This window comes from Dickeya oryzae (assembly GCF_020406815.2).
Classification (GTDB): domain Bacteria; phylum Pseudomonadota; class Gammaproteobacteria; order Enterobacterales; family Enterobacteriaceae; genus Dickeya; species Dickeya oryzae.
Genome location: NZ_CP162670.1, coordinates 1,213,018 through 1,233,940 on the forward strand (window position 1 = coordinate 1,213,018; position 20,923 = coordinate 1,233,940).

General features: G+C 51.7%; 16 protein-coding genes. 12 read left to right on the plus strand and 4 right to left on the minus strand.

Going from position 1 to position 20,923, the window contains the following annotated elements; all coding sequences use genetic code 11:
• Positions 1 to 125 precede the first annotated feature (125 nt).
• From rnc to acpS, 5 genes are all read left to right on the plus strand, one after another.
• Positions 126 to 806 carry a ribonuclease III gene (gene rnc, locus LF929_RS05245; RefSeq protein ID WP_012885750.1) on the plus strand — a complete coding sequence of 227 codons (681 nt, stop codon included), beginning with the start codon at positions 126 to 128 and terminating at the stop codon, positions 804 to 806.
• Complete coding sequence (gene era, locus LF929_RS05250; protein WP_019845897.1) at positions 803 to 1,708, plus strand: GTPase Era; 906 nt, start codon at positions 803 to 805, stop codon at positions 1,706 to 1,708. Before rnc ends, era begins: the two co-directional genes overlap by 4 nt.
• An 11-nt stretch (positions 1,709 to 1,719) precedes the next feature.
• Positions 1,720 to 2,454 (plus strand): DNA repair protein RecO, encoded by a 735-nt coding sequence (gene recO, locus LF929_RS05255; protein ID WP_038905274.1) that lies wholly within the window; start codon positions 1,720 to 1,722, stop codon positions 2,452 to 2,454.
• A 72-nt stretch (positions 2,455 to 2,526) separates the two neighbouring features.
• Positions 2,527 to 3,258 carry a pyridoxine 5'-phosphate synthase gene (gene pdxJ, locus LF929_RS05260; protein ID WP_038905273.1) on the plus strand — a complete coding sequence of 244 codons (732 nt, stop codon included), beginning with the start codon at positions 2,527 to 2,529 and terminating at the stop codon, positions 3,256 to 3,258.
• Positions 3,258 to 3,638 carry a holo-ACP synthase gene (gene acpS / locus LF929_RS05265; RefSeq protein ID WP_019845900.1) on the plus strand — a complete coding sequence of 127 codons (381 nt, stop codon included), beginning with the start codon at positions 3,258 to 3,260 and terminating at the stop codon, positions 3,636 to 3,638. The genes pdxJ and acpS overlap by 1 nt, the downstream gene beginning before the upstream one ends.
• A 28-nt stretch (positions 3,639 to 3,666) precedes the next feature.
• Here the strand turns inward: acpS and LF929_RS05270 are convergent, their stop codons facing one another.
• On the minus strand, positions 3,667 to 3,927 hold the full coding sequence (locus tag LF929_RS05270) for a YfhL family 4Fe-4S dicluster ferredoxin (protein WP_019845901.1): 261 nt from the start codon (positions 3,925 to 3,927) through the stop codon (positions 3,667 to 3,669).
• A gap of 348 nt (positions 3,928 to 4,275) precedes the next feature.
• On the opposite strand from LF929_RS05270, the gene pdeH reads away from it, so the two are divergent.
• Entirely contained in the window at positions 4,276 to 5,067 is a 792-nt protein-coding gene (gene pdeH / locus LF929_RS05275) for a cyclic-guanylate-specific phosphodiesterase (RefSeq protein WP_071603303.1), read from the plus strand.
• A 778-nt stretch (positions 5,068 to 5,845) separates the two neighbouring features.
• Positions 5,846 to 7,363, plus strand: a complete 1,518-nt coding sequence (locus LF929_RS05280) for a bifunctional diguanylate cyclase/phosphodiesterase (protein ID WP_038908765.1) — start codon at positions 5,846 to 5,848, stop codon at positions 7,361 to 7,363.
• A gap of 10 nt (positions 7,364 to 7,373) precedes the next feature.
• Here LF929_RS05280 and LF929_RS05285 read toward each other — a convergent pair whose 3' ends face one another.
• Complete coding sequence (locus LF929_RS05285) at positions 7,374 to 8,210, minus strand: HlyD family efflux transporter periplasmic adaptor subunit (protein WP_226092665.1); 837 nt, start codon at positions 8,208 to 8,210, stop codon at positions 7,374 to 7,376.
• Positions 8,197 to 10,383, minus strand: a complete 2,187-nt coding sequence (locus tag LF929_RS05290; protein WP_226092666.1) for a type I secretion system permease/ATPase — start codon at positions 10,381 to 10,383, stop codon at positions 8,197 to 8,199. The genes LF929_RS05285 and LF929_RS05290 overlap by 14 nt, the downstream gene beginning before the upstream one ends.
• A 755-nt stretch (positions 10,384 to 11,138) precedes the next feature.
• Here LF929_RS05290 and LF929_RS05295 point away from each other — a divergent pair.
• From LF929_RS05295 to tadA, 3 genes are all read left to right on the plus strand, one after another.
• A complete protein-coding gene (locus LF929_RS05295) occupies positions 11,139 to 11,480 on the plus strand; it encodes a tryptophan synthase subunit beta (protein WP_019845907.1) in 342 nt (113 codons plus the stop codon).
• Between the two features lie 128 nt (positions 11,481 to 11,608).
• Positions 11,609 to 12,547, plus strand: coding sequence for an N-acetylmuramic acid 6-phosphate etherase (gene murQ, locus LF929_RS05300; protein WP_226092667.1), 939 nt, complete (start codon positions 11,609 to 11,611; stop codon positions 12,545 to 12,547).
• Entirely contained in the window at positions 12,547 to 13,047 is a 501-nt protein-coding gene (gene tadA / locus LF929_RS05305; protein WP_226092668.1) for a tRNA adenosine(34) deaminase TadA, read from the plus strand. Before murQ ends, tadA begins: the two co-directional genes overlap by 1 nt.
• A 73-nt stretch (positions 13,048 to 13,120) precedes the next feature.
• On the opposite strand, the gene mltF is transcribed toward tadA, so the two are convergent.
• A complete protein-coding gene (mltF, locus tag LF929_RS05310) occupies positions 13,121 to 14,578 on the minus strand; it encodes a membrane-bound lytic murein transglycosylase MltF (RefSeq protein ID WP_038905267.1) in 1,458 nt (485 codons plus the stop codon).
• Between the two features lie 278 nt (positions 14,579 to 14,856).
• On the opposite strand from mltF, the gene purL reads away from it, so the two are divergent.
• Positions 14,857 to 18,741 (plus strand): phosphoribosylformylglycinamidine synthase, encoded by a 3,885-nt coding sequence (gene purL, locus LF929_RS05315; protein ID WP_226092761.1) that lies wholly within the window; start codon positions 14,857 to 14,859, stop codon positions 18,739 to 18,741.
• A gap of 748 nt (positions 18,742 to 19,489) precedes the next feature.
• On the plus strand, positions 19,490 to 20,923 hold the full coding sequence (locus LF929_RS05320) for a sensor histidine kinase KdpD (protein WP_226092669.1): 1,434 nt from the start codon (positions 19,490 to 19,492) through the stop codon (positions 20,921 to 20,923).

The window sequence follows — 20,923 nt, forward strand, 5'->3', positions numbered from 1 at the left end:
AATAAATGCTGGCTCCCGGGCGGGAGCCACTGCAAACGAAACAGTTTTGACTTAAGTGTAGTGGCAAGGCAGGGCTGTTCCGTATGCTGTTGTTTAAAAAGGCATTATAGATCTATTGGTAGCACATGAACCCCATCCTGATAAATCGTTTACAAAAAAAGCTGGGCTATACTTTCCAACAATATGACCTTTTATTGCAGGCACTGACGCATCGTAGCGCCAGCAGTAAACATAACGAGCGACTGGAGTTCCTGGGGGATTCCATTCTGAGTTTCGTTATTGCCAATGCGCTGTATCACCGTTTTCCCCGCGTGGATGAAGGTGATATGAGTCGGATGCGTGCAACGCTGGTGCGTGGTAATACGCTGGCGGAAATTGCCCGAGAGTTCGAATTGGGCGAATGCCTGCGTCTTGGTCCTGGTGAATTGAAAAGTGGTGGCTTCCGCCGTGAGTCTATTCTGGCGGATACCGTCGAAGCATTAATCGGCGGTGTATTTCTGGACAGTAATATCCAGACTATCGAGAGGCTTATTCTGTCGTGGTATCAAACCCGTCTGGATGAAATAAGCCCTGGAGACAAACAAAAAGATCCGAAAACCCGCCTGCAAGAGTTCTTGCAGGGACGCCACTTACCGCTGCCGACCTATCTGGTGGTGCAGGTACGTGGCGAGGCGCACGATCAGGAATTTACGATTCATTGCCAGGTCAGCGGGTTTAGCGAGCCGGTAGTGGGTACTGGGTCTAGCCGTCGTAAAGCCGAGCAAGCGGCGGCGGAGCAGGCCCTGAAAAAGCTGGAGCTTGAATGAGCGAAGAACAGACCTACTGCGGCTTTGTCGCGATCGTTGGCCGACCGAATGTCGGTAAATCCACCCTACTGAACCAGTTGTTGGGGCAGAAGGTGTCTATTACCTCGCGTAAGCCGCAGACGACGCGTCACCGTATTATGGGGATCCACACTGAAGGGCCGTATCAGGCTATCTACGTGGATACTCCAGGGCTGCATATCGAAGAAAAACGCGCTATCAACCGCCTGATGAACCGGGCGGCCAGTAGTTCAATCGGTGACGTGGAACTGATCATCTTCGTGGTGGAAGGTACCCACTGGACTGACGATGATGAAATGGTAGTGAACAAGCTGCGCGATCAGAAAACGCCGGTGCTGTTGGCTATCAATAAAGTGGATAACGTCACGGATAAAACGAAGCTGCTGCCGCATATCCAAATGCTGAGTGAAAAGATGAATTTCCTCGATGTGGTCCCGATCTCTGCAGAGAAAGGCACTAATGTCGATACCATCGCCGCGATTGTGCGTAAGCATCTGCCGCAGGCCATTCACCATTTCCCGGAAGACTATATCACCGACCGTTCACAACGTTTCATGGCATCGGAAATCATTCGCGAAAAGCTAATGCGTTTTCTGGGTGAAGAACTGCCGTATTCGGTGACGGTGGAGATTGAGCGTTTTGTCGCCAATGAACGTGGTGGCTACGATATCAATGGCCTGATTCTGGTAGAGCGTGAAGGCCAGAAAAAGATGGTGATTGGCAACAAAGGCACCAAGATTAAAACCATCGGTATCGAAGCGCGTCAGGATATGGAACAGATGTTTGAGGCCAAGGTTCATCTGGAATTGTGGGTGAAGGTTAAATCTGGCTGGGCGGACGATGAGCGTGCGCTGCGTAGCCTGGGTTACATTGACGACCTGTAAGGCATACGCCGATGGAAGGCTGGCAGCGCGCATTTGTCTTGCATGGGCGACCTTACAGTGAAACCAGCCTGTTGCTGGATCTGTTTTCTGAGAATGAAGGCCGTGTTCGGGTGCTGGCAAAAGGTGCCCGGGCGCGGCGTTCCAGCCTTAAAGGGGCGCTTCAACCCTTTACACCGCTGCTGGTACGCTGGGGTGGACGAGGTGAAGTGAAAACGCTTCGTAACGCTGAGCCTGTTTCTCTCGCATTGCCGTTGAGTGGTTCATTGCTCTATAGCGGTTTGTATGTGAACGAGCTACTGACGCGTGTGCTGGAGCTGGAAACCAATTATTCCGCCCTGTTTTTCGATTATCTCCACTGTTTACAACAATTGGCTGCCACCAACGGATCGCCAGAACCGGCATTGCGTCGTTTCGAGTTGGCGTTGCTGGAGCATCTGGGTTATGGCGTCGATTTTCTGCACTGTGCCGGTAGCGGCGAACCCGTTGCCGATACCATGACCTATCGTTACCGTTCGGAGAAAGGCTTTATTGCCAGCCTGGTGGTAGATAATGTCAGCTTTACCGGGCGTGAATTGCAGGCGCTGGCGTCAAGAGAGTTTCCCGACACCGATACATTGCGTGCTGCCAAACGTTTTACTCGTATGGCGCTGAAACCTTATCTTGGCGGCAAACCACTGAAGAGTCGGGAGCTGTTTCGCCAGTTCATGCCGAAACCCTATAAAGCGGTACCGGATGAAAAGATCTAGAACCGGCCGGGTACCGCCAGCGCTGGCCGGGGTGTACACTGCGGCGAAGACTTAATTATTGAAGGATGGATCATGGCTGAGTTGTTGTTGGGCGTAAATATCGATCATATTGCCACCCTGCGTAATGCTCGTGGTACGGCGTATCCCGATCCGATTCAGGCGGCATTTGTTGCAGAACAGGCGGGAGCAGACGGTATCACCGTGCATTTGCGTGAGGATCGCCGCCATATTACCGATCGCGATGTGCGTTTATTACGTCAGACCATCCAGACCCGCATGAATCTGGAGATGGCCGTAACGGATGAAATGCTGGCGATAGCCTGTGAGCTGAAACCGCATTTCTGCTGTCTGGTGCCGGAAAAGCGTCAGGAAGTGACGACGGAAGGCGGGCTGGATGTAGCGGGGCAGCTTGCGCGTATTACATCGGCGGTAGCGCAATTACGTGAAGCGGGGATTCAGGTTTCGTTATTCATCGATGCTGATCGCACACAGATAGATGCCGCCGTTGCCAGTGGGGCACCTTATATTGAAATTCATACCGGCGCTTATGCTGATGCGCAAGACGATGTGGCCCGGCAACAGGAGTTTGAACGCATCCGCGATGCGGCGACCTATGCGGCGTCTCGTGGCATCAAGGTTAATGCCGGTCATGGTCTGACTTATCATAATGTCCTGCCGATTGCGGCGCTGCCGGAAATGCATGAACTGAACATCGGTCACGCGATTATCGGGCGTGCGGTGATGAGCGGGTTGGCACCGGCGGTGGCTGAGATGAAAACACTGATGCGGGAAGCTCGTGGCTAATGGCAATTTTGGGTCTCGGTACGGATATTGTTGAAATCACCCGTATTGAAGCGATCGTCGGTCGTTCCGGCGATCGCCTGGCTCGGCGAGTGCTCAGTCCCCAGGAATGGATACAGTATCAATCCCACTCTCAACCGATTCGCTTTTTGGCTAAGCGCTTTGCGGTTAAAGAAGCCGCCGCAAAAGCGTTAGGCACCGGTATTCGCGACGGTTTGGCCTTTGCCCAGTTTGAAGTGGTAAATGATGCGTTGGGTAAACCCTGTTTGCGGTTTCTGGCGCGTGCCGCTGAACTGGCGCAAGCCTTGGGAGTGCAGCATGTGCATGTGTCGCTGGCGGATGAGCGACACTACGCCTGCGCTACGGTGATTATCGAAGGGTAAAGTTGAATGGCATTATGCTGAGCGGGTATTACAGCTGGTCGGCATGGTGCAACAGGACAAATTTTTCCCACAACTGCTCGTGATTTTCTGGGTGATTCGCGTCTTTGATAATGGTGTTGTCGATAGGGCAGACCTTTTGGCAGGTCGGCGTATCGTAATGCCCGACGCATTCGGTACAGCGTAGTGGGTCAATTTCATAGATCTCATCCCCCATCGAGATGGCTTGATTGGGGCATTCCGGCTCACACATATCGCAGTTAATGCATTTCGCGGTAATCAGTAGCGCCATGTTTTCTTTCCTTTCATCAATCAGCCGCCGATTATACTCTTCTACGGGCCAGTTACACAGCGTGGTTATGGTATAAACAATGCCGCTAGAGAAGGGCTCAAAAAGCGAGTTTATTCGATTGATTGACGGACTATACGACAAAGACATTAATCACTATTATGCGATCGTAGTGCATAATTTCTCATAGCTTTTTGATATAAAAAAACAAAAAAGTCCCATGCAATGTGTCCGTCATATTCGCTTTGTACTGTAACTTGCATTACAGTCAACCCAGATGAAGATTGTCGGGGTGAAGCCGATAAACTCATGCGTGCATGTGGTATACTTGATCTGTAAGCATCTCCTTCAATGGCGGAACACATAGTGCAGCAAAACAGTCACTTTAATCAGCCCGGCTCTGCAGCCTCTATTTCCGGGGAGACACTGCTTACAGATGCTGATTACTGTCACGGCTGCCATCGGCGATACAGATTTCAGCCCATTTATCGCACGTCAGGTCGTTTAATGGGCATTGAGTTACTGACCGCCGTTTTTCATCCATCCATGCCGCAGACGTTTTTATCTCCTGAACAGTATTTTGCCCGCTTGAGTGTTGAAGAGCGCTTGCAAATTGTCATTGAACAGCTTCAGCTACTTAACCAGTGGCACGATCGCTTTGTTCGTGATGGGTTACGCGCCTCTGTCAATATTGATGGTCTGACGCTACTGGCTTTGCAGGAAAGTCGCGAGGCTAAAGCACTGTTGGCGACCATGCCCTGGCTGCGTTTTGAGTTAGTTGAGAGTCTGGCTGTATTGCCCCATGACGTATTGGCATCACTCCCCGAAGCGAACCAGCTCTGGCTGGATGATTTCGGCTGCGGTGTCGCGAATTTTTCCTCGTTGGCGCAAGTAAAATACGATTGCATCAAGATTGCTCGTGAGCTTTTCATTATGTTGCTACAAAGCGAAGAGGGCAGAAAGCTGTTCCCATCGTTGGTTTCTTTGATCGCCACTTACTGTAACGATGTGGTGATTGAAGGGGTTGAAACGCAAGAAGAATGGGAGATAGTCAGGCAATCGAATGCTTCTGCCGCCCAAGGGTATTTCCTGTCTCGACCTCAACCGTTTGAAAATATAGAAGATCTTCGTTTAGAACTGTAATTACGTCTGCTTAATATTACTGAGTCACTACTGCTTATTTGATTAGAGTAAGTCCTCACAACTCCCGCAAACCCTATCTCCGGCTCAATAATCCCTTGAGGGGAAAAGAAAAATTCATCTTCCCAAAATATACCGTATAAAATAAATGATTAGATTGCTAGCCATGGACTTTTCATTTTTTATGCCTTGTTTTTTATATAAAGATAGTGTTTTATGTGGCCGAGGCGCTGTTTTCTGAATAGGCAAACTGTGATGATAGCTGAAAAAAACAGCAATCATAAGAGAAAGAATTGGCTAAATTTTAAAGATATAACCATTTGATTTATAAATACAAAAAAATAAATGTTTGCTACCAACGATCAAAAATCGTCTGGTGATAGTTTTTTTTGATTAAAATGATGTGACTTATCGGTATAATTGATTTGCTTACGAAAAATTGATAGTCAAAATACTGCGCTACGAAATCTGTAAAGAGCTGTATCAAAATATTAGCCAGGCTTATGTCTATAACGATCATTAATATAACTGATTAAGCTAATTCTCTTGATTTTATTATTTAGGTCTGCACACAGCGATATAATGGAGGCTTTATGCTGTCGTTTTTATGGCTATGAACCTGTCCTGCAGAGCTGGATAGTTTTTTCATTCATCCTTTCTACTCTCCGGAAATGTGCCAACCCTGAAAATCCATACGAGGGGAGTTATTACCGGGATTTTTCGTCTTCAGTGATGCGATTTGTTCGTTCAGGACCGCTCCGGGCCTGAGGAGAGTGTTATTGTGTATGAAATTATAATAACCCTATTAATAGTGCTCTTGGGGATTTCTACTGCAAGAAGCCGTAAATTTCAGGAAAAAGCCGACTCAGAACAAAAAAAGCAAGACTTCCTGAATATGGTGTTCTTCGCCGCCGAGTACAGCCCATCATCCATTATGATCGCTAATGAGAGCTGTGAAATCGTGTACGTGAACCGTCAGTTCACCGTGATGTCGGGTTATGAAGCGGAAGAAGTGATCGGTCGTAAAACCAATATATTAAGTTCGGGCATGACCAACGCCAGCGTGTATGAAGAACTGTGGTCTACCCTCAATAAAGGTGAGATTTGGAACGGCGAGTTCGTCAACCGTAAGAAAAACGGGCAGTTATATTGGGAAAAAGCCAGCATCGTCAAAATATATAATAAAGCCAGCGATGCGCTTCAATACGTCAGCATAAAAATGGATATCACTGAGCGCAAGACTCAGGAACACCATGACAACTCCTATAACCGTGCGCTGGAGCTGCTCTCGAGCGGTGCACCGTTGAAAGATATCCTGGACGCGATCATCTTCAGCGTTGAGGAGAAAAACCCTGGGCGGATCGTCTGTTCCGTGCTGTTGGTTGATAAGGAAAAGAAATGCCTGACGTTGGGGTCTGCGCCCAGTTTGCCGGGCTTTTACAAGAATGCGATTCACAACGTGAAAATTGCCGATGGGGCGGCGTCGTTTGGTTCGGCTGCGTACTCTGGTAAACGTGTGATTGCCGAGGATATCTCCACGCATCCGCATTGGGCGTTGTATAAAGGTCTGGCATTGTATGCTGGCCTGCGTTCTTGCTGGTCTGAGCCCATCTTCGGGCAGAACAAAGAGATTCTGGGGGTACTGAGTGTTTATCACCGTAAAGTGTATTCCCCAACGGAGGATGAAATCGCCTCTATTGAGAAATCGGCACAGTTGGTGGCTGTCGCCATCGAGCGTTATCGGGCGATTGATATGCTGCGTCGTAGTGAAGAGCACTACCGGCAGCTGGCTCATTACGATTCGCTGACCTCGCTGGCTAACGGACTGACCTTCGCTGAGCAGATGGAGCAGGCTATCCAGTTATCACGGCAGACGGGCCGGAAGATCGCACTAATGTTCCTCGACCTGGATAAATTTAAGCAAATTAACGACACCTTTGGCCATGCGACCGGGGATTTACTGCTCAAAGAGGCGGCAGCACGTATGCGTGGTGCGGTACGTGAAACGGATACGGTGTACCGCCGTAGCGGTGACGAATTTATTATTCTGCTGCAGGGAATCAAGGAAGTTGAAAATACGTTGTATGTCGCGGACAAGATTCACCATGCCCTGAACGAACCTTTTTATATCGAGGGCAAGAAACTGGATATTTCATGCAGTATTGGGATCGCACTGTATCCTGAACATGGAACGGATTCGCTGACATTAGCCATTAACGCAGATGCGGCAATGTATCAGGCGAAGGCATTAGGACGAAGCCAGACCCAAATCTACCATGATCTGAATACACACCAGTAGCGCCGAGGCGTTATCTCTCCCGCAAGGCTTCCATCCGGGCCTGTCGTATTGGCTTTAGCAGATAGCTGAGCAATGTCTTCCTGCCAGTAATAATATCCACATGCGCTATCATGCCAGGAAGGATCAGTAGTGGTTTGTCGATAGTCCCCAGGTAGTTGCTCTGTGTGCGTAATCGAACCATGTAGAAGCTGTTACCGGTTTGGTCTGTCATTGCATCCTGGCTAATCTGTTCGATATATCCTTTCAGGCTGCCAAATGTGGTGTGATCATAAGCGGCGAAAGTGATTACCGCCTCCTGACCTGGGCGTAAAAACGCCATATCCTTCAACGAGACTCGGGCTTCTATCAGTAGCTTGTCATCCAACGGTGTAATTTCCACCAATGTGCGGCCCGGTAACACTTGCCCATTAGTGGTATCGACCAAAATATGTTTGACCATACCCCGCACGGGCGATACGACCAGTGACAGCTCATCCGGGGCATTTACTGAGGCCTTTTCCTGTTGTGGGCTATGATCCAGCCGCATCAGTGGGTCGCCGATGTTAACGATTTGCCCTTCTCGGATGTATAGCTCATTCAATTCACCCGTAACTGTTGCCTGTACCCGGTATTGTGGTGATTGACTGAGAGTCTTGCCCGTCGCACTGACGACTTCATCCACTTGTGCTATGCCCGCCCAGCCAACCAGAAACATGGTGAAGGCCAGCATAATCCAGATCGATAACCGAATGAGGCGGGGCGTATCTTCCACCAGTGCCTCCCCGATTGCGGGCAGTGCGTGCGAGTCATGCTGGTGATGGTTGGATAAATACGCGTTGAAATAGCGAGTGAATTTAGCGAGACGCATTGATCTGCCCCTTCTTTAATGCATCCAGCACGATAGCTTTGGGACCGTCGGCGATAATACGTCCTTTATCCACGATAATCAGTCTATCCACCAGCGTCAGCATGGATACCCGGTGTGTCACCAGCAACAATGTTTTGTTGGTAAGGATGGCTTGCAGGGCCTGTTTAAAGCGATCTTCACTGCTGTTATCCATCGCACTGGTGGGCTCATCCAGAACCAGGATAGGTGGATTAAGCAGCAGAGCTCGGGCAATGGCTACCGCTTGCTTCTGTCCTCCCGACAGGTTCATTCCACGCTCGCCAACCTGCAGGTTATAGCCATCCGGGTGTAACCGGGCGAAATCATTGACACCCGCGATATCGGCGACCTTCAGCATGGCGTCGTCCTCAACGTAGCGGGCACCACAAATAAGGTTATCCCGCAGCGTACCGCTGAAGAGATGGATATCCTGCGGCACGTAACCGACATGATGGCGGAGATCGGCAACATCGAGCTGGCGTGCATCGACACCGTCAATCAACAGGTTGCCGTGGGTGGGGGGATAGAGGTTGACGATTAACTTTTCCAGCGAGCTCTTGCCCGAGCCGGTCCGGCCTATGATGCCGACTTTTTCACCCGGCTGAATAGACAGGTTAATATCGATCAGAGCACGGCTTTTCTGTTCGGGGTAACTAAACGTGACGTCACGAAATTCGATACCACCCTGGATGTTTTCTCGTTTTAGTGCCGCGTGTTGCTCGCCACGCTCCTGCGGCAGCATCATCAATTCCTGGGTGTCTTCCAGCGTTAGCCTGGCGTGCTGATAGCGGATAACCCACTCGGATAGTGGCCCCAGGGTCAGCAATGCACGACTATTGAGCAGGTAACAGGCAAACAGCGTACCCAGCGTCAATTGGGCGTTTTGCAACTGGTAGACCCCAACGACTATCACGATGACACTGGCGAGGTGTTGGCAGGCTTGTGTCAGATGCAAGGTGCAGGCTGACAACGTTTTCACCCTTAACTCCAGTCGACTAATCTCACCGCTGATGTGTTCCCACCGGTGCTGGCGTTCGCCTTCTGCGTTATTGATTTTAATAGCGTCCAACCCACTCAGTGTCTCGGTCAGCAGCGCCTGGCGTTCATCCGTTAGTTGTCGGGAATGGACTTGTGCTGTCAGTATGGGTTTTTGAAACAGCCAGTTAATCACCAATACCAGTGGTATCGTCAGCAATGGTACCCAAAGCAGTTGGCCACCTAAGATACCGAGTAAGATCAACATCAGCAGTGCGAAGGGAAAGTCTATCAGGCTACTGAGCGATTGCGACGATAACGTATCACGCAAGGCATGAAACTCCCGCACCCGATGCGCTACAGCACCGATTCGTGCCGGGAACGCTGAGCGCATCATGCCGGTCAGCCGTTCGAATAGCGTGGCAGAAAGAATTAAATCGGTTTTTTTACCTGCAATATCCAGGCAGACGCTGCGCAATATGCGCAGAATAAGGTCGAATAGCAGTGCAATACCGAGGCCGGAGGCCAGCACCCATAAGGTGGCTGCAGTTTGATTGGGGATAACCCGATCGTAGACCTGCATAACAAAGAGCGGAATGAATAGCGCGATGATATTGATGAGCAGACTGGCGGCGATGGCATCAAGATAAAGAGGGCGAGACAGTTTCAGTGTGTCACGCAACCAGGCTTTGCTGCGTGCCAGTCGTGTCGCCGTCGGGGCATCGAAACGATGGGCCGGCTGCGCGAACATGACCAATCCCAGATAGTTCTGCTGCAGCGTATTGTGGTCGACCATGATTTCGCCGCCTTCGGTTTCGCCGGTCATCAGCCGGGCATTGCCGTCTTCAGTCCAGCCCAGCAGGATGGCTGCCCGACCTTCACGCAGCAGCAACATCGCTGGCAGCGACATGCTGGGTATCGCGCTTAACGAGCGTTTGAGTATGCGGGCGCGTAAACCGGCACGCGCTGCGGCACGGGGCAGCAGACTGGTGGATAAACGCAGATCTTCCAGGGGTAATCCTGCCGTCAGTGTGGCGCGACTGGTCGGCTTCCCCTGCAATTGGCACAAGGCCAACAGACAATCCAGCAAGGGATCATCATGACGGGCGCGAGGGTCTTGATGTTGTAGAGAATGCGGACATTCTCCGCCGCCTGGTGGCTGCTCATGGTGCGTATTCATGTCGCTGCACATTCCTTAGCTATCGTGACTGCTTGCAGGCAAGGCGATCACAGATAAAAAATAACAATAAACAAAAGTGAGCAATATGGCCTGATTTTGTTGTTTTTTCTGGTTTTGACTGGCAAGCATTATTCATGGCGAACCTTATCAGGCGCAACCTTTCATTTCAGTTGTATCAGGCCGTTTGACGAGGCAGAAAGATGCCAGCCAGTTTCTCTGCTCAGGTCCGAACTCTCTGGTATTGGTCAATATAACTGACATTTTGATGCGATATAATACGTCCATTAATTCTTGTATTGATCACATTTTAGCGGGCTATCGACTCTACTCGATACGTGAATAGCGACGGATAATATTCTGGATAGCTTGCCGGGGGCTGGCGAAAATGCCATTCTGATAGGTGGCCTGACGGTGTAGCGGTAGAAAATCGTAGTCACACCGTCAGGCTTAGTCGCCGGGTATATCGCCCATGCGGCGTGACAAACTCCATCCAGCGGCGGTGCGTTATCCATTGATTCGGCTGCCTTGCTCGGGTGAAGACGATGGATTCTCGTGTCGGTATCCTCTGGCAGACACAGCAGTAATACGGGCTTAGCAAGGTTGCGCCAGTGCGCAGCCCTGTGCACCGTGGGCGTGTGTTTGAAGCCGTTATGTCTATCGGCTTGCAGCGTGGTAATAAAATGAAATCCTAATCAAGAGCGGAGGTTCCTCCTGTCGTGGGATTCTCTTCTATTGCTAATAAAAAAGGGCTTGGTATGTTTTACATTTTGCGTGACAGCAACGGGCATCTTATCAGGGTAGAAAGATCGCCGTTTCCGGAAATGAATGGTGAACTGCCGGATAATTCAGTCGAGGCAGCGGCATGGCTGCATAACCAGCGGGCTATTCTGGCTAAAATCGAGCGCTTGCGCAGCAGCGATCTGGAAATGGTACGCGTACTTGAAGACTTGATTCAGGTGCTGATCACCAAAGGACAGATTAGTATCACGGATTTTCCAGCGGCGGCGCAGCTTAAACTCGTCAACCGGGCACGGGCGCGTGAAGAGCTGGGTAATCTGGAGTCACTGATCCGTGAGGATGAAGATAAAATCTTCTGATGCTGATAAGTACCGACAAAACGGCTTGCCAGTTACCTTGCAAGCCGTTTTTTATTGGTCCGACAAACGGCAGAGTGATGATCACCTGCCGATGACACGGAGCAAACCGCTAATCAAGGTGGCTGATAATGGTAAACGATGAGAAAAGTATCGATTTTGGTACGCTGGTTTCGGAGACACGTCATCCTGCATCCATGAATTTGGATCAGTTGTCCACGCTGGAAATGGTCTCCTTGTTCAATCAGGAAGATCACCGGGTACCGGAAGCGGTGCGCAAAGTCCTTCCCGCTGTTGCTCAGGCAGTGGATGCGGCTGCAGGTTGCCTGAAGGCGGGAGGACGAATGATTTATCAGGGCGCGGGTACCAGCGGTCGCCTTGGGGTGCTGGACGCATCCGAATGTCCACCTACCTTTGGCGTGCCGCATGGAGTGGTGGTGGGATTGATAGCTGGTGGACCCGGCGCGTTGCTAAAGGCGGTGGAAGGGGCGGAAGATAACCCCGCACTCGGTGAAGCGGATTTGGTTGCGCTGACGCTGACTTCTCGCGATATCGTCATCGGCATTGCCGCCTCAGGGCGAACACCCTACGTGATTGGTGGCTTACGTTATGCCCGGACGTTGGGTTGCCGTACCGTTGCCATTTCCTGCAATCCCCATTCACCAATTGCACAAGAGGCGGAGATTGCGATTTCCCCATTGGTGGGGCCTGAAGTGTTAACCGGTTCCACCCGGCTGAAATCCGGTACAGCACAAAAACTGGTATTAAATATGATTTCCACCGGTGCGATGGTGCGACTGGGGAAGGTATATCAGAACCTGATGGTGGATGTGAAAGCCACCAACGTAAAACTGGTCGATCGAGCCTGCCGTATTTTGATGGAGGCCACCGGGGTTGATCGGGAAACAGCACAGCGATGTCTGGCGCAAACCGATTATGACGTCAAACCGGCGATAGTCATGGTGGTGGCCGGATGTGATGCACAACAGGCCAGGCAACGGTTAGTACAGAGCGATGGGTACCTGCGTGATGCGTTATATAAAGAAAATGCGAAAAACCAAGAGGAATAATGAGTAGTCCGATGGATGATGAATTCTGGATGCGCCACGCCTTGTCATTGGCACAACGAGCCTGGGATGAAGGTGAAGTGCCGGTTGGCGCGGTGTTGGTGCAGGGAAATCAGGTGATTGGCGAGGGCTGGAACCGGCCGATTGGTCGCCATGATCCCACTGCCCATGCAGAGATTATGGCGTTGCAGCAAGGGGGACAAGTGCTGCAGAACTATCGCCTGTTAGACACTACCCTGTATATCACGCTGGAGCCATGCGTGATGTGTGCTGGTGCCATGATTCATAGTCGTATCAGTCGGCTGGTGTATGGCGCGGCGGATGCCAAGACAGGTGCCGCTGGCTCGCTGGTGGATATTTTGCGTCATCCAGGAATGAATCATCAAATAGCCATAACCGACGGTGTGTTGGCGGAAGAGTGCTCAGCACTACTGAGTCGTTTTTTCCGTATGCGCCGCCAGCAGCAGCGTGAAGCGCGTGCCGGGCGTGATACTTCCGCCTGAATGGGGCCGCGCAGAATAACAAGGTCCGAATCGTAGCGACCCGAACCGTAGTGAATAGGGTTGCAGGAACCGCTTAGCGGGAGCGTGTGGCAGTCAATTGCTCTGGTGGTACGGCAGGGTAGGCGCTGCCGGCCAGTTGCTGTTGTAACGCCCGGCTTTCTTTCTCTGAAAGATACCCCACCAGACTGACCATGTAGCGTCGGATATTTTCCACATAGTCGTAAGCTTCCTGACCACGTGCATAACCGCTGGTGGTCTGGGTGTAGTAGCGTTTTTGGCTCAACATCGGCAGACGTATTTTAACGTCTGCCCAACTGTCTGGATTTCCCTGCTGTTTTTCTGTCAGTTTACGGGCATCCATCATATGCGCGTACCCCATATTATAGGCCGCCAGCGCAAACCAGATACGCTCGTCCACCGGGATAGTGGCAGGGACTTGCTGCATCATTTGGCTTAAATATCTGGCACCGCCGCGAATGCTTTCCTCCGGATTGAGTCGGTTGACCACATCCAGACTTTCAGCGGTATTGCGCGTCAGCATCATCAAACCACGTACCCCGGTTGGCGAGGTAGCCAGTGGGTTCCAGTGCGATTCCTGATAAGAAATCGCTGCCAGCAGTTTCCAGTCGATTTCCCGGGCGTATTTCTCGAACAGCGGACGTAAACCCGGCAATGTGTTGTCGATAGCGCTGAGGAACGTGGTGGTATCCACATAGTCGAATCCACCGACATGCCCCAGATACTTCTCTTCCAGACGGGCAAGGGTGCCGTCTTCCATCACCTGACTAAAGAAGTCGAGCAGTGCGGCAGAAAGACTGTCATCGCGGTTTTGCCGCATATACCAGGTCACCGGTTCTTCGTCGCTAAGATCGAATGACACCGCTAACTGAGGGTGGATTCTCTGCATCAGACCAATGTTGATTGAGTCAGCGATGGTGTAATCCAGCTTCCCCTCAGCGACCTGTTTTAGCAGATCCAGTTCAGATACATCGGTGGCAACTTCCCAGCTCAGTTGCGGATATTTTTCGGCTTTCAGATCACGCAAGGTAGCCGCATGTGCCGAGCCAGACAGTACGGTCAGTTTACCCTGCAATTTGTCCAACGAGGTGGGACGCGCGCTCCCCATTCGGTAGACCAGTTGCTGCGATACTGAATAATAGGAAGGGCCTGCCTGGAAGCGGTTCAGACGCTCCTGGTTATAGATGAGGCCTGCCGCCAACAGGTCAGCATTGTCGTTATCCAGATCGCTGAATAAATCGTCAACATTTTGACGCGCCGAAACCACCAGCCGCACGCCGAGGTAGTCGGCGAATCGCTTGGCCAGTTCATAATCCAGCCCGGTGGGGGAACCGTTGCTGAGGGTATAGGTCAACGGAGAGGTCACGGTGCTGATGCGTAGCTCGCCACGTGAAAGGATTTGCCTTAACTGGACGTCCTGATGACTGCGCCAGGGAATATTTGGCCACAGTGCCAGCGTCAACAGCAAAGCGATTACCCCGATGAAAACATAATTTATCGTTAAACGCTTCAATGAGTTGTCTCTCGGCGGCCAGTCGGCCTGTCTGTCTGTAACGGCAGTTTCTTATTACGTCTGTCCCAGAGTCGGGGGGCATTTTGCTTAACAAACCGCCAGTGTGCAACTGTTATTCGTTTGTCTATTGTTTGACCATAGAACCTCTGCAATGTTTAACAATCGCTACGCAAACGGTTTCGTCACGCGTCACTATTCTCTATAATAGCCCGCGTTTCCCCCCTGTAGCGCCCTGACGCACTGTCTCCGGTGCCTCGAAGACGAGAGAAATTTAGATGATGGAAATACTGCGTGGTTCACCGGCCTTATCGGCTTTCCGTATCAATAAACTGTTGGCCCGGTGCAAGGAATACCAACTGCCCGTTAGCGACATTTATGCCGAATACGTCCACTTCGCCGATGTGAACGCTCCGCTAAACCATGAAGAACAGTCACGACTGAGCCGCCTGCTGAAATACGGGCCTTCTCTCGCTGAGCATGAGCCTACCGGGCGGCTGATTCTGGTGACCCCGCGTCCGGGCACCATTTCTCCCTGGTCTTCCAAGGCTACCGACATTGCGCACAATTGCGGCCTGCAGAAAATTCGTCGTCTGGAACGTGGCCTGGCGTTTTACATTCATGCACCGACATTAAGTGATGTCCAGTGGAAAGAACTGGCGGCACTGCTCCATGACCGCATGATGGAAAGCGTTTTTGACGACCTGCAACAGGCTAACCTGCTGTTCTCTCAGCACCAGCCGACCGCGCTTAAGCGAGTCGAAATTCTGCTGCAGGGCCGTCCGGCGCTGGAAGAGGCCAACCTGCGTTTGGGACTGGCGCTGGCTGATGACGAAATGGATTATCTGCTGGAAGCCTTTACTAAACTGGGGCGCAATCCAACCGATATCGAACTCTATATGTTTGCTCAGGCGAATTCTGAGCACTGCCGCCATAAAATCTTCAATGCCGATTGGGTCATCAACGGTGAAACACAGCCGAAGTCGCTGTTCAAGATGATCAAAAACACCTTTGAGCATACACCGGACTATGTGTTGTCTGCCTATAAGGACAATGCGGCAGTGATGGAAGGATCGGCTGTAGGCCGTTTCTTCCCTGACCCACAAGGCGCTTATGCCTACCATCAGGAAGACGCACATATCCTGATGAAAGTGGAAACCCATAACCATCCGACAGCTATTTCACCGTGGCCGGGTGCTGCGACTGGCTCCGGCGGTGAAATCCGTGATGAAGGCGCTACTGGGCGAGGCGCGAAACCGAAAGCCGGTCTGGTCGGGTTCTCGGTATCTAACCTGCGTATTCCCGGTTTTGTTCAGCCGTGGGAGCAGGATTTCGGTAAGCCAGACCGTATCGTCAGCGCGCTGGATATCATGACCGATGGCCCACTGGGTGGCGCGGCCTTTAATAATGAATTTGGCCGTCCGGCATTGACCGGCTATTTCCGTACCTATGAAGAAGCGGTAGACAGCCATAACGGCGTTGAAGTACGCGGTTATCACAAACCTATCATGCTGGCAGGTGGGATCGGCAACATCCGTGCGGAGCATGTCAAGAAAGGCGAAATTAGCATTGGCGCCAAGTTGATTGTGCTGGGCGGGCCTGCAATGAATATCGGTCTGGGGGGCGGTGCTGCATCGTCTATGGCATCAGGCCAGTCTGACGCGGATCTGGATTTTGCCTCGGTGCAACGTGATAACCCGGAAATGGAGCGCCGTTGTCAGGAGGTTATCGATCGCTGCTGGCAGCTTGGCGAGCAAAACCCGATCCTGTTTATCCATGACGTTGGTGCCGGTGGCCTGTCCAACGCCATGCCGGAACTGGTCAGCGACGGTGGTCGCGGTGGTCGTTTCGAACTGCGCGATATTCTGAATGATGAACCTGGGATGAGCCCGCTGGAAGTCTGGTGCAACGAATCACAGGAACGTTACGTGCTGGCAGTGGCTCCGGAACAACTGGCGCTGTTCGATGAGATATGCCGTCGTGAACGCGCGCCTTATGCCGTCATTGGTGAAGCGACGCAAGAGCAGCACCTGACACTCAGCGATCGCCACTTCAACAATAAGCCGATCGATATGCCGCTGGACGTACTGCTGGGCAAAACGCCGAAAATGCTGCGTGATGTCGAGCGTAAAGACGTTGAAGGTACCCCACTGAATCGCGAAGGCATTTATCTGGCGGAAGCGGTTGAACGCGTGCTGCACTTGCCTGCGGTGGCTGAGAAAACCTTCCTCATTACCATCGGTGACCGTACGGTGACCGGGATGGTGGCGCGTGACCAAATGGTTGGGCCGTGGCAGGTACCGGTGGCAGATTGCGCCGTGACAACCGCCAGCCTGGATAGCTATTACGGTGAAGCGATGTCAATTGGCGAACGTGCGCCGGTGGCATTGCGTAACTTTGCCGCATCGGCACGTCTGGCGGTAGGTGAAGCGCTGACTAACATCGCCGCGACGCATATTGGCGACCTGAAGCGTGTGAAATTGTCTGCCAACTGGATGGCTGCGGCTGGGCATCCGGGTGAAGACGCTGGTTTGTACGAGGCGGTGAAGGCTGTTGGTGAAGAACTCTGTCCGGCGCTGGGGTTGACGATTCCGGTGGGTAAAGACTCCATGTCGATGAAAACCCGCTGGCAGGAAAATGGCGAAGATAAATCGGTAACTGCGCCGTTATCGCTGGTGATTTCTGCGTTTGCCCGCGTAGAAGATGTACGCCATACCGTTACACCGCAGTTGCGTACCGACAAAGACAACGCACTGCTGATGATCGATCTGGGTGCCGGACATCACGCATTGGGCGCAACAGCGTTGGCTCAGGTTTATCGTCAACTGGGTCGTAAAACGGCGGATGTGCGTAATCCGGCACAGTTGGCTGGCTTCTTCAATGCAATGCAGACATTGGTGGCGAACAAGGCACTGCTGGCATACCACGACCGTTCAGACGGCGGTTTGCTGGTCACGTTGGCTGAAATGGCGTTTGCCGGCCATTGTGGTGTTAAAGCCGACATCAGTTCTATGGGTGAAGATGCGTTGGCCGTGCTGTTTAACGAAGAGCTGGGCGCAGTTATCCAGATAGAGGCTTCTCGCCGTGCCGAAGTTGAACAGGTGTTGGCTGAGCAGGGTCTGGCTGAGTGCGTGCACTATCTGGGACAGGCACAAGCAGGTAACCACTTCATCATCCACAGTGGCAATGAGGTGGTGTATCACGAAAGCCGCACTACGCTGCGTAACTGGTGGGCAGAGACGACCTGGCAAATGCAGCGCCTGCGTGATAACCCACAGTGCGCGGATCAGGAGCACCACGCGAAATCTGATGACAGCGATCCAGGGCTGAATGTCGCACTGACTTTCGACCTGCGCGAAGACATTGCCGCACCATTTATCAGCCGTCAGGCGCGTCCGAAGGTGGCGGTCTTACGTGAGCAAGGTGTCAACTCGCATGTAGAAATGGCGGCGGCGTTCCATCGCGCTGGGTTTGATGCCATTGATATTCATATGAGCGATCTGCTGGCTGGTCGCCGTAATCTGCAAGACTTCCAGGCGCTTGTTGCGTGTGGCGGCTTCTCTTACGGTGATGTGCTGGGGGCAGGTGAAGGCTGGGCGAAATCCATTCTATTCAACGATCGGGTGCGTGATGAATTCGCCGCATTCTTCCTGCGTCCGCAAACGCTGGCGCTGGGGGTCTGTAACGGTTGTCAGATGATGTCCAACCTGCGTGAGTTGATCCCAGGGGCAGAGCACTGGCCGCGTTTTGTTCGTAATAAATCTGACCGGTTTGAAGCACGTTTCAGCCTGGTGGAAGTGACCAGCAGCCCATCACTGTTCCTGCAGGATATGGCGGGTTCCCGTATGCCGATCGCTGTGTCACATGGCGAAGGTCGTGTAGAAGTCCGTGACGACAGCCATTTGTCTGCACTGGAACAGCATCAGTTGGTGGCACTGCGCTACGTGAATAATTATGGCCAGGCAACGGAAGATTACCCGGCTAACCCGAACGGATCGCCGAATGGTATCACGGCGGTGACCAGCGTGAGTGGGCGCGCCACGGTGATGATGCCACACCCGGAACGCGTGTTCCGCACCGTGAGTAACTCATGGCACCCGGAAGAGTGGGGCGAAGATAGCCCGTGGATGCGTATGTTCCGTAATGCTCGCCGCCAGTTGGGGTGATGTGTTCACATACTCTGTTATAAGAAAGGGGCTTTGGCCCCTTTCTTTTTTGTCTATAGAAAACCCCAGTTAGGCTGTGGGTTCTGTTTGTCTCAAATCAGCGACAACAGCATGATAGTCTGTCTCCAAAAGGTGACATTTATTTTATTGATTCTAAAGTGTTATTTTTAATGGGCATTAGGGTGTCTTTTTTTAGCGACAAAAAGGCCTGATTTCACTGAGTAGTGGGAGAATAGCGAGAACAGTTCAGGCCGTATTTTTAATATCTTCGCTGTATTATTTTTATTTTTCCTTTTATTTCAATTAATTGGTAATTTTTGTTGATAACTGGCACGATGAGTGCATAATGGGTGCGCTGCTCATTCAACTGGTTATGATGCCAATCTAACAGACATGCTCATAACACCCGGAATGATGCCAAAAGATAAGGTGCCTATCGTCCACATTATTGATAACTGCCCTTGGGCTTTATCACACATCGGGCGACACGTTGAGTGAGGCACCGCCTATTCAGAGACCCGGTCAGACAGTTACTGTGTGACCGGGTTTTGTTTTTAGGGCGACTTCACCGTGTCACTCCCTGCGCCTATTGCGCGCTCGTTCCTTTCTGGCTACCGCATGTTGCAAGGTTACATGGCATGATTGCGGCCATCTTCCCAAGATATTGATGGTCTGCATTTGAGCTGATACTGATAACGCGTACAATGGCGGGCGAGGTATCAGACGGTGTACTTTCGCAGGTAACGATATGATTTCGTTGAAACGTTGGCGGTTTTTTCCACGCTCTTTGCGGCAATTGGTCATCATGGCATTCCTGCTGGTGTTGTTGCCGTTGCTGGTATTGGCTTATCAGGCCTATGAGAGTTTGGATCACCTCAGTGAACAGGCGGCGGGGATCAATAGCACCACACTGGCAGATGCACGGCGCAGCGAAGCCATGACCAGTACGGCTATCAGCATGGAGCGCAGTTATCGTCAGTTCTGCGTACTGGGCGATCAGACCTTGTCGCAGCTGTATCAAAATCAGCGTAAGCAGTATTCCCAGATGCTGGACGTGCATGCACCGATTTTGCCTGACCCTTCTTATTATCAAAACCTGCGGCAATACCTGACGGAACTGACCGATATCCGTTGTCAGAACAACGGCCCGGCAGCCGCGTCTATTACCGTACTGGATAACTTCTCTCGTACCAATGCTCAGATGGTACAAGCCACACGTGAAGTCATTTTCTCACGGGGGCAGCAGTTGCAGCAGGATATTGCTGAGCGTGGCCGCTTCTTCGGCTGGCAGGCACTGGTGTTGTTTCTGGTCAGTGTGCTGTTGGTGGTGCTGTTTACCCGGATGATCATCGGGCCGGTAAAAGGCGTCGAGAGAATGATTAATCGGCTGGGGGAAGGGCGTCCACTAGGCCAGCTCGTCAATTTTAAGGGGCCGACGGAAATTCGCTCTCTGGCACAGCGGATCATTTGGTTAAGCGAGCGCCTTTCCTGGCTTGAAGCGCAACGTCATGAGTTTTTGCGTCATTTGTCTCATGAGCTAAAAACGCCTCTGGCGAGCCTGCGTGAAGGCGCGGCGTTATTGGCTGATGAAGTGGTAGGCACGCTGACGGACGACCAGAAAGAGGTGGTCGCGATTCTGGATAATAGCAGCCGCCACTTGCAGCAACTGATCGAACAATTGCTCGACTATAACCGTAAACTGGCAGATGCACCGGCTGGACTAGAGCAGGTTGATGTCAACGATATCGTTAATATGGTGGTTGCCGCGCATAGCTTACCGGCTCGCAGCAAGCTGATGCAAACGCATGTTGAATTGAATGCGAAGACGTGTCGGGCGGAAACGACATTGTTGATGCGGGTGATGGATAATCTCTATTCCAATGCGGTGCACTATGGTCAGGAATCCGGTAACATTTGGATCCGCAGCCGTCAGATAGAGAACCGGGTTCAGATTGACGTCGCTAACAGCGGTACTCCCATTCCTGAATCAGACAAAAGTATGATCTTTGAACCTTTTTATCAGGGAGCCCACCAGCGTAAAGGTGCGGTAAAAGGCAGTGGTCTGGGGTTAAGCATTGCACAGGATTGTATCCGCCGTATGCAGGGTGAACTGAATCTGGTGGCGGTGGAGTATGCCGATGTCTGTTTCCGTATTGAATTACCATTAAACACTGAGAATTAA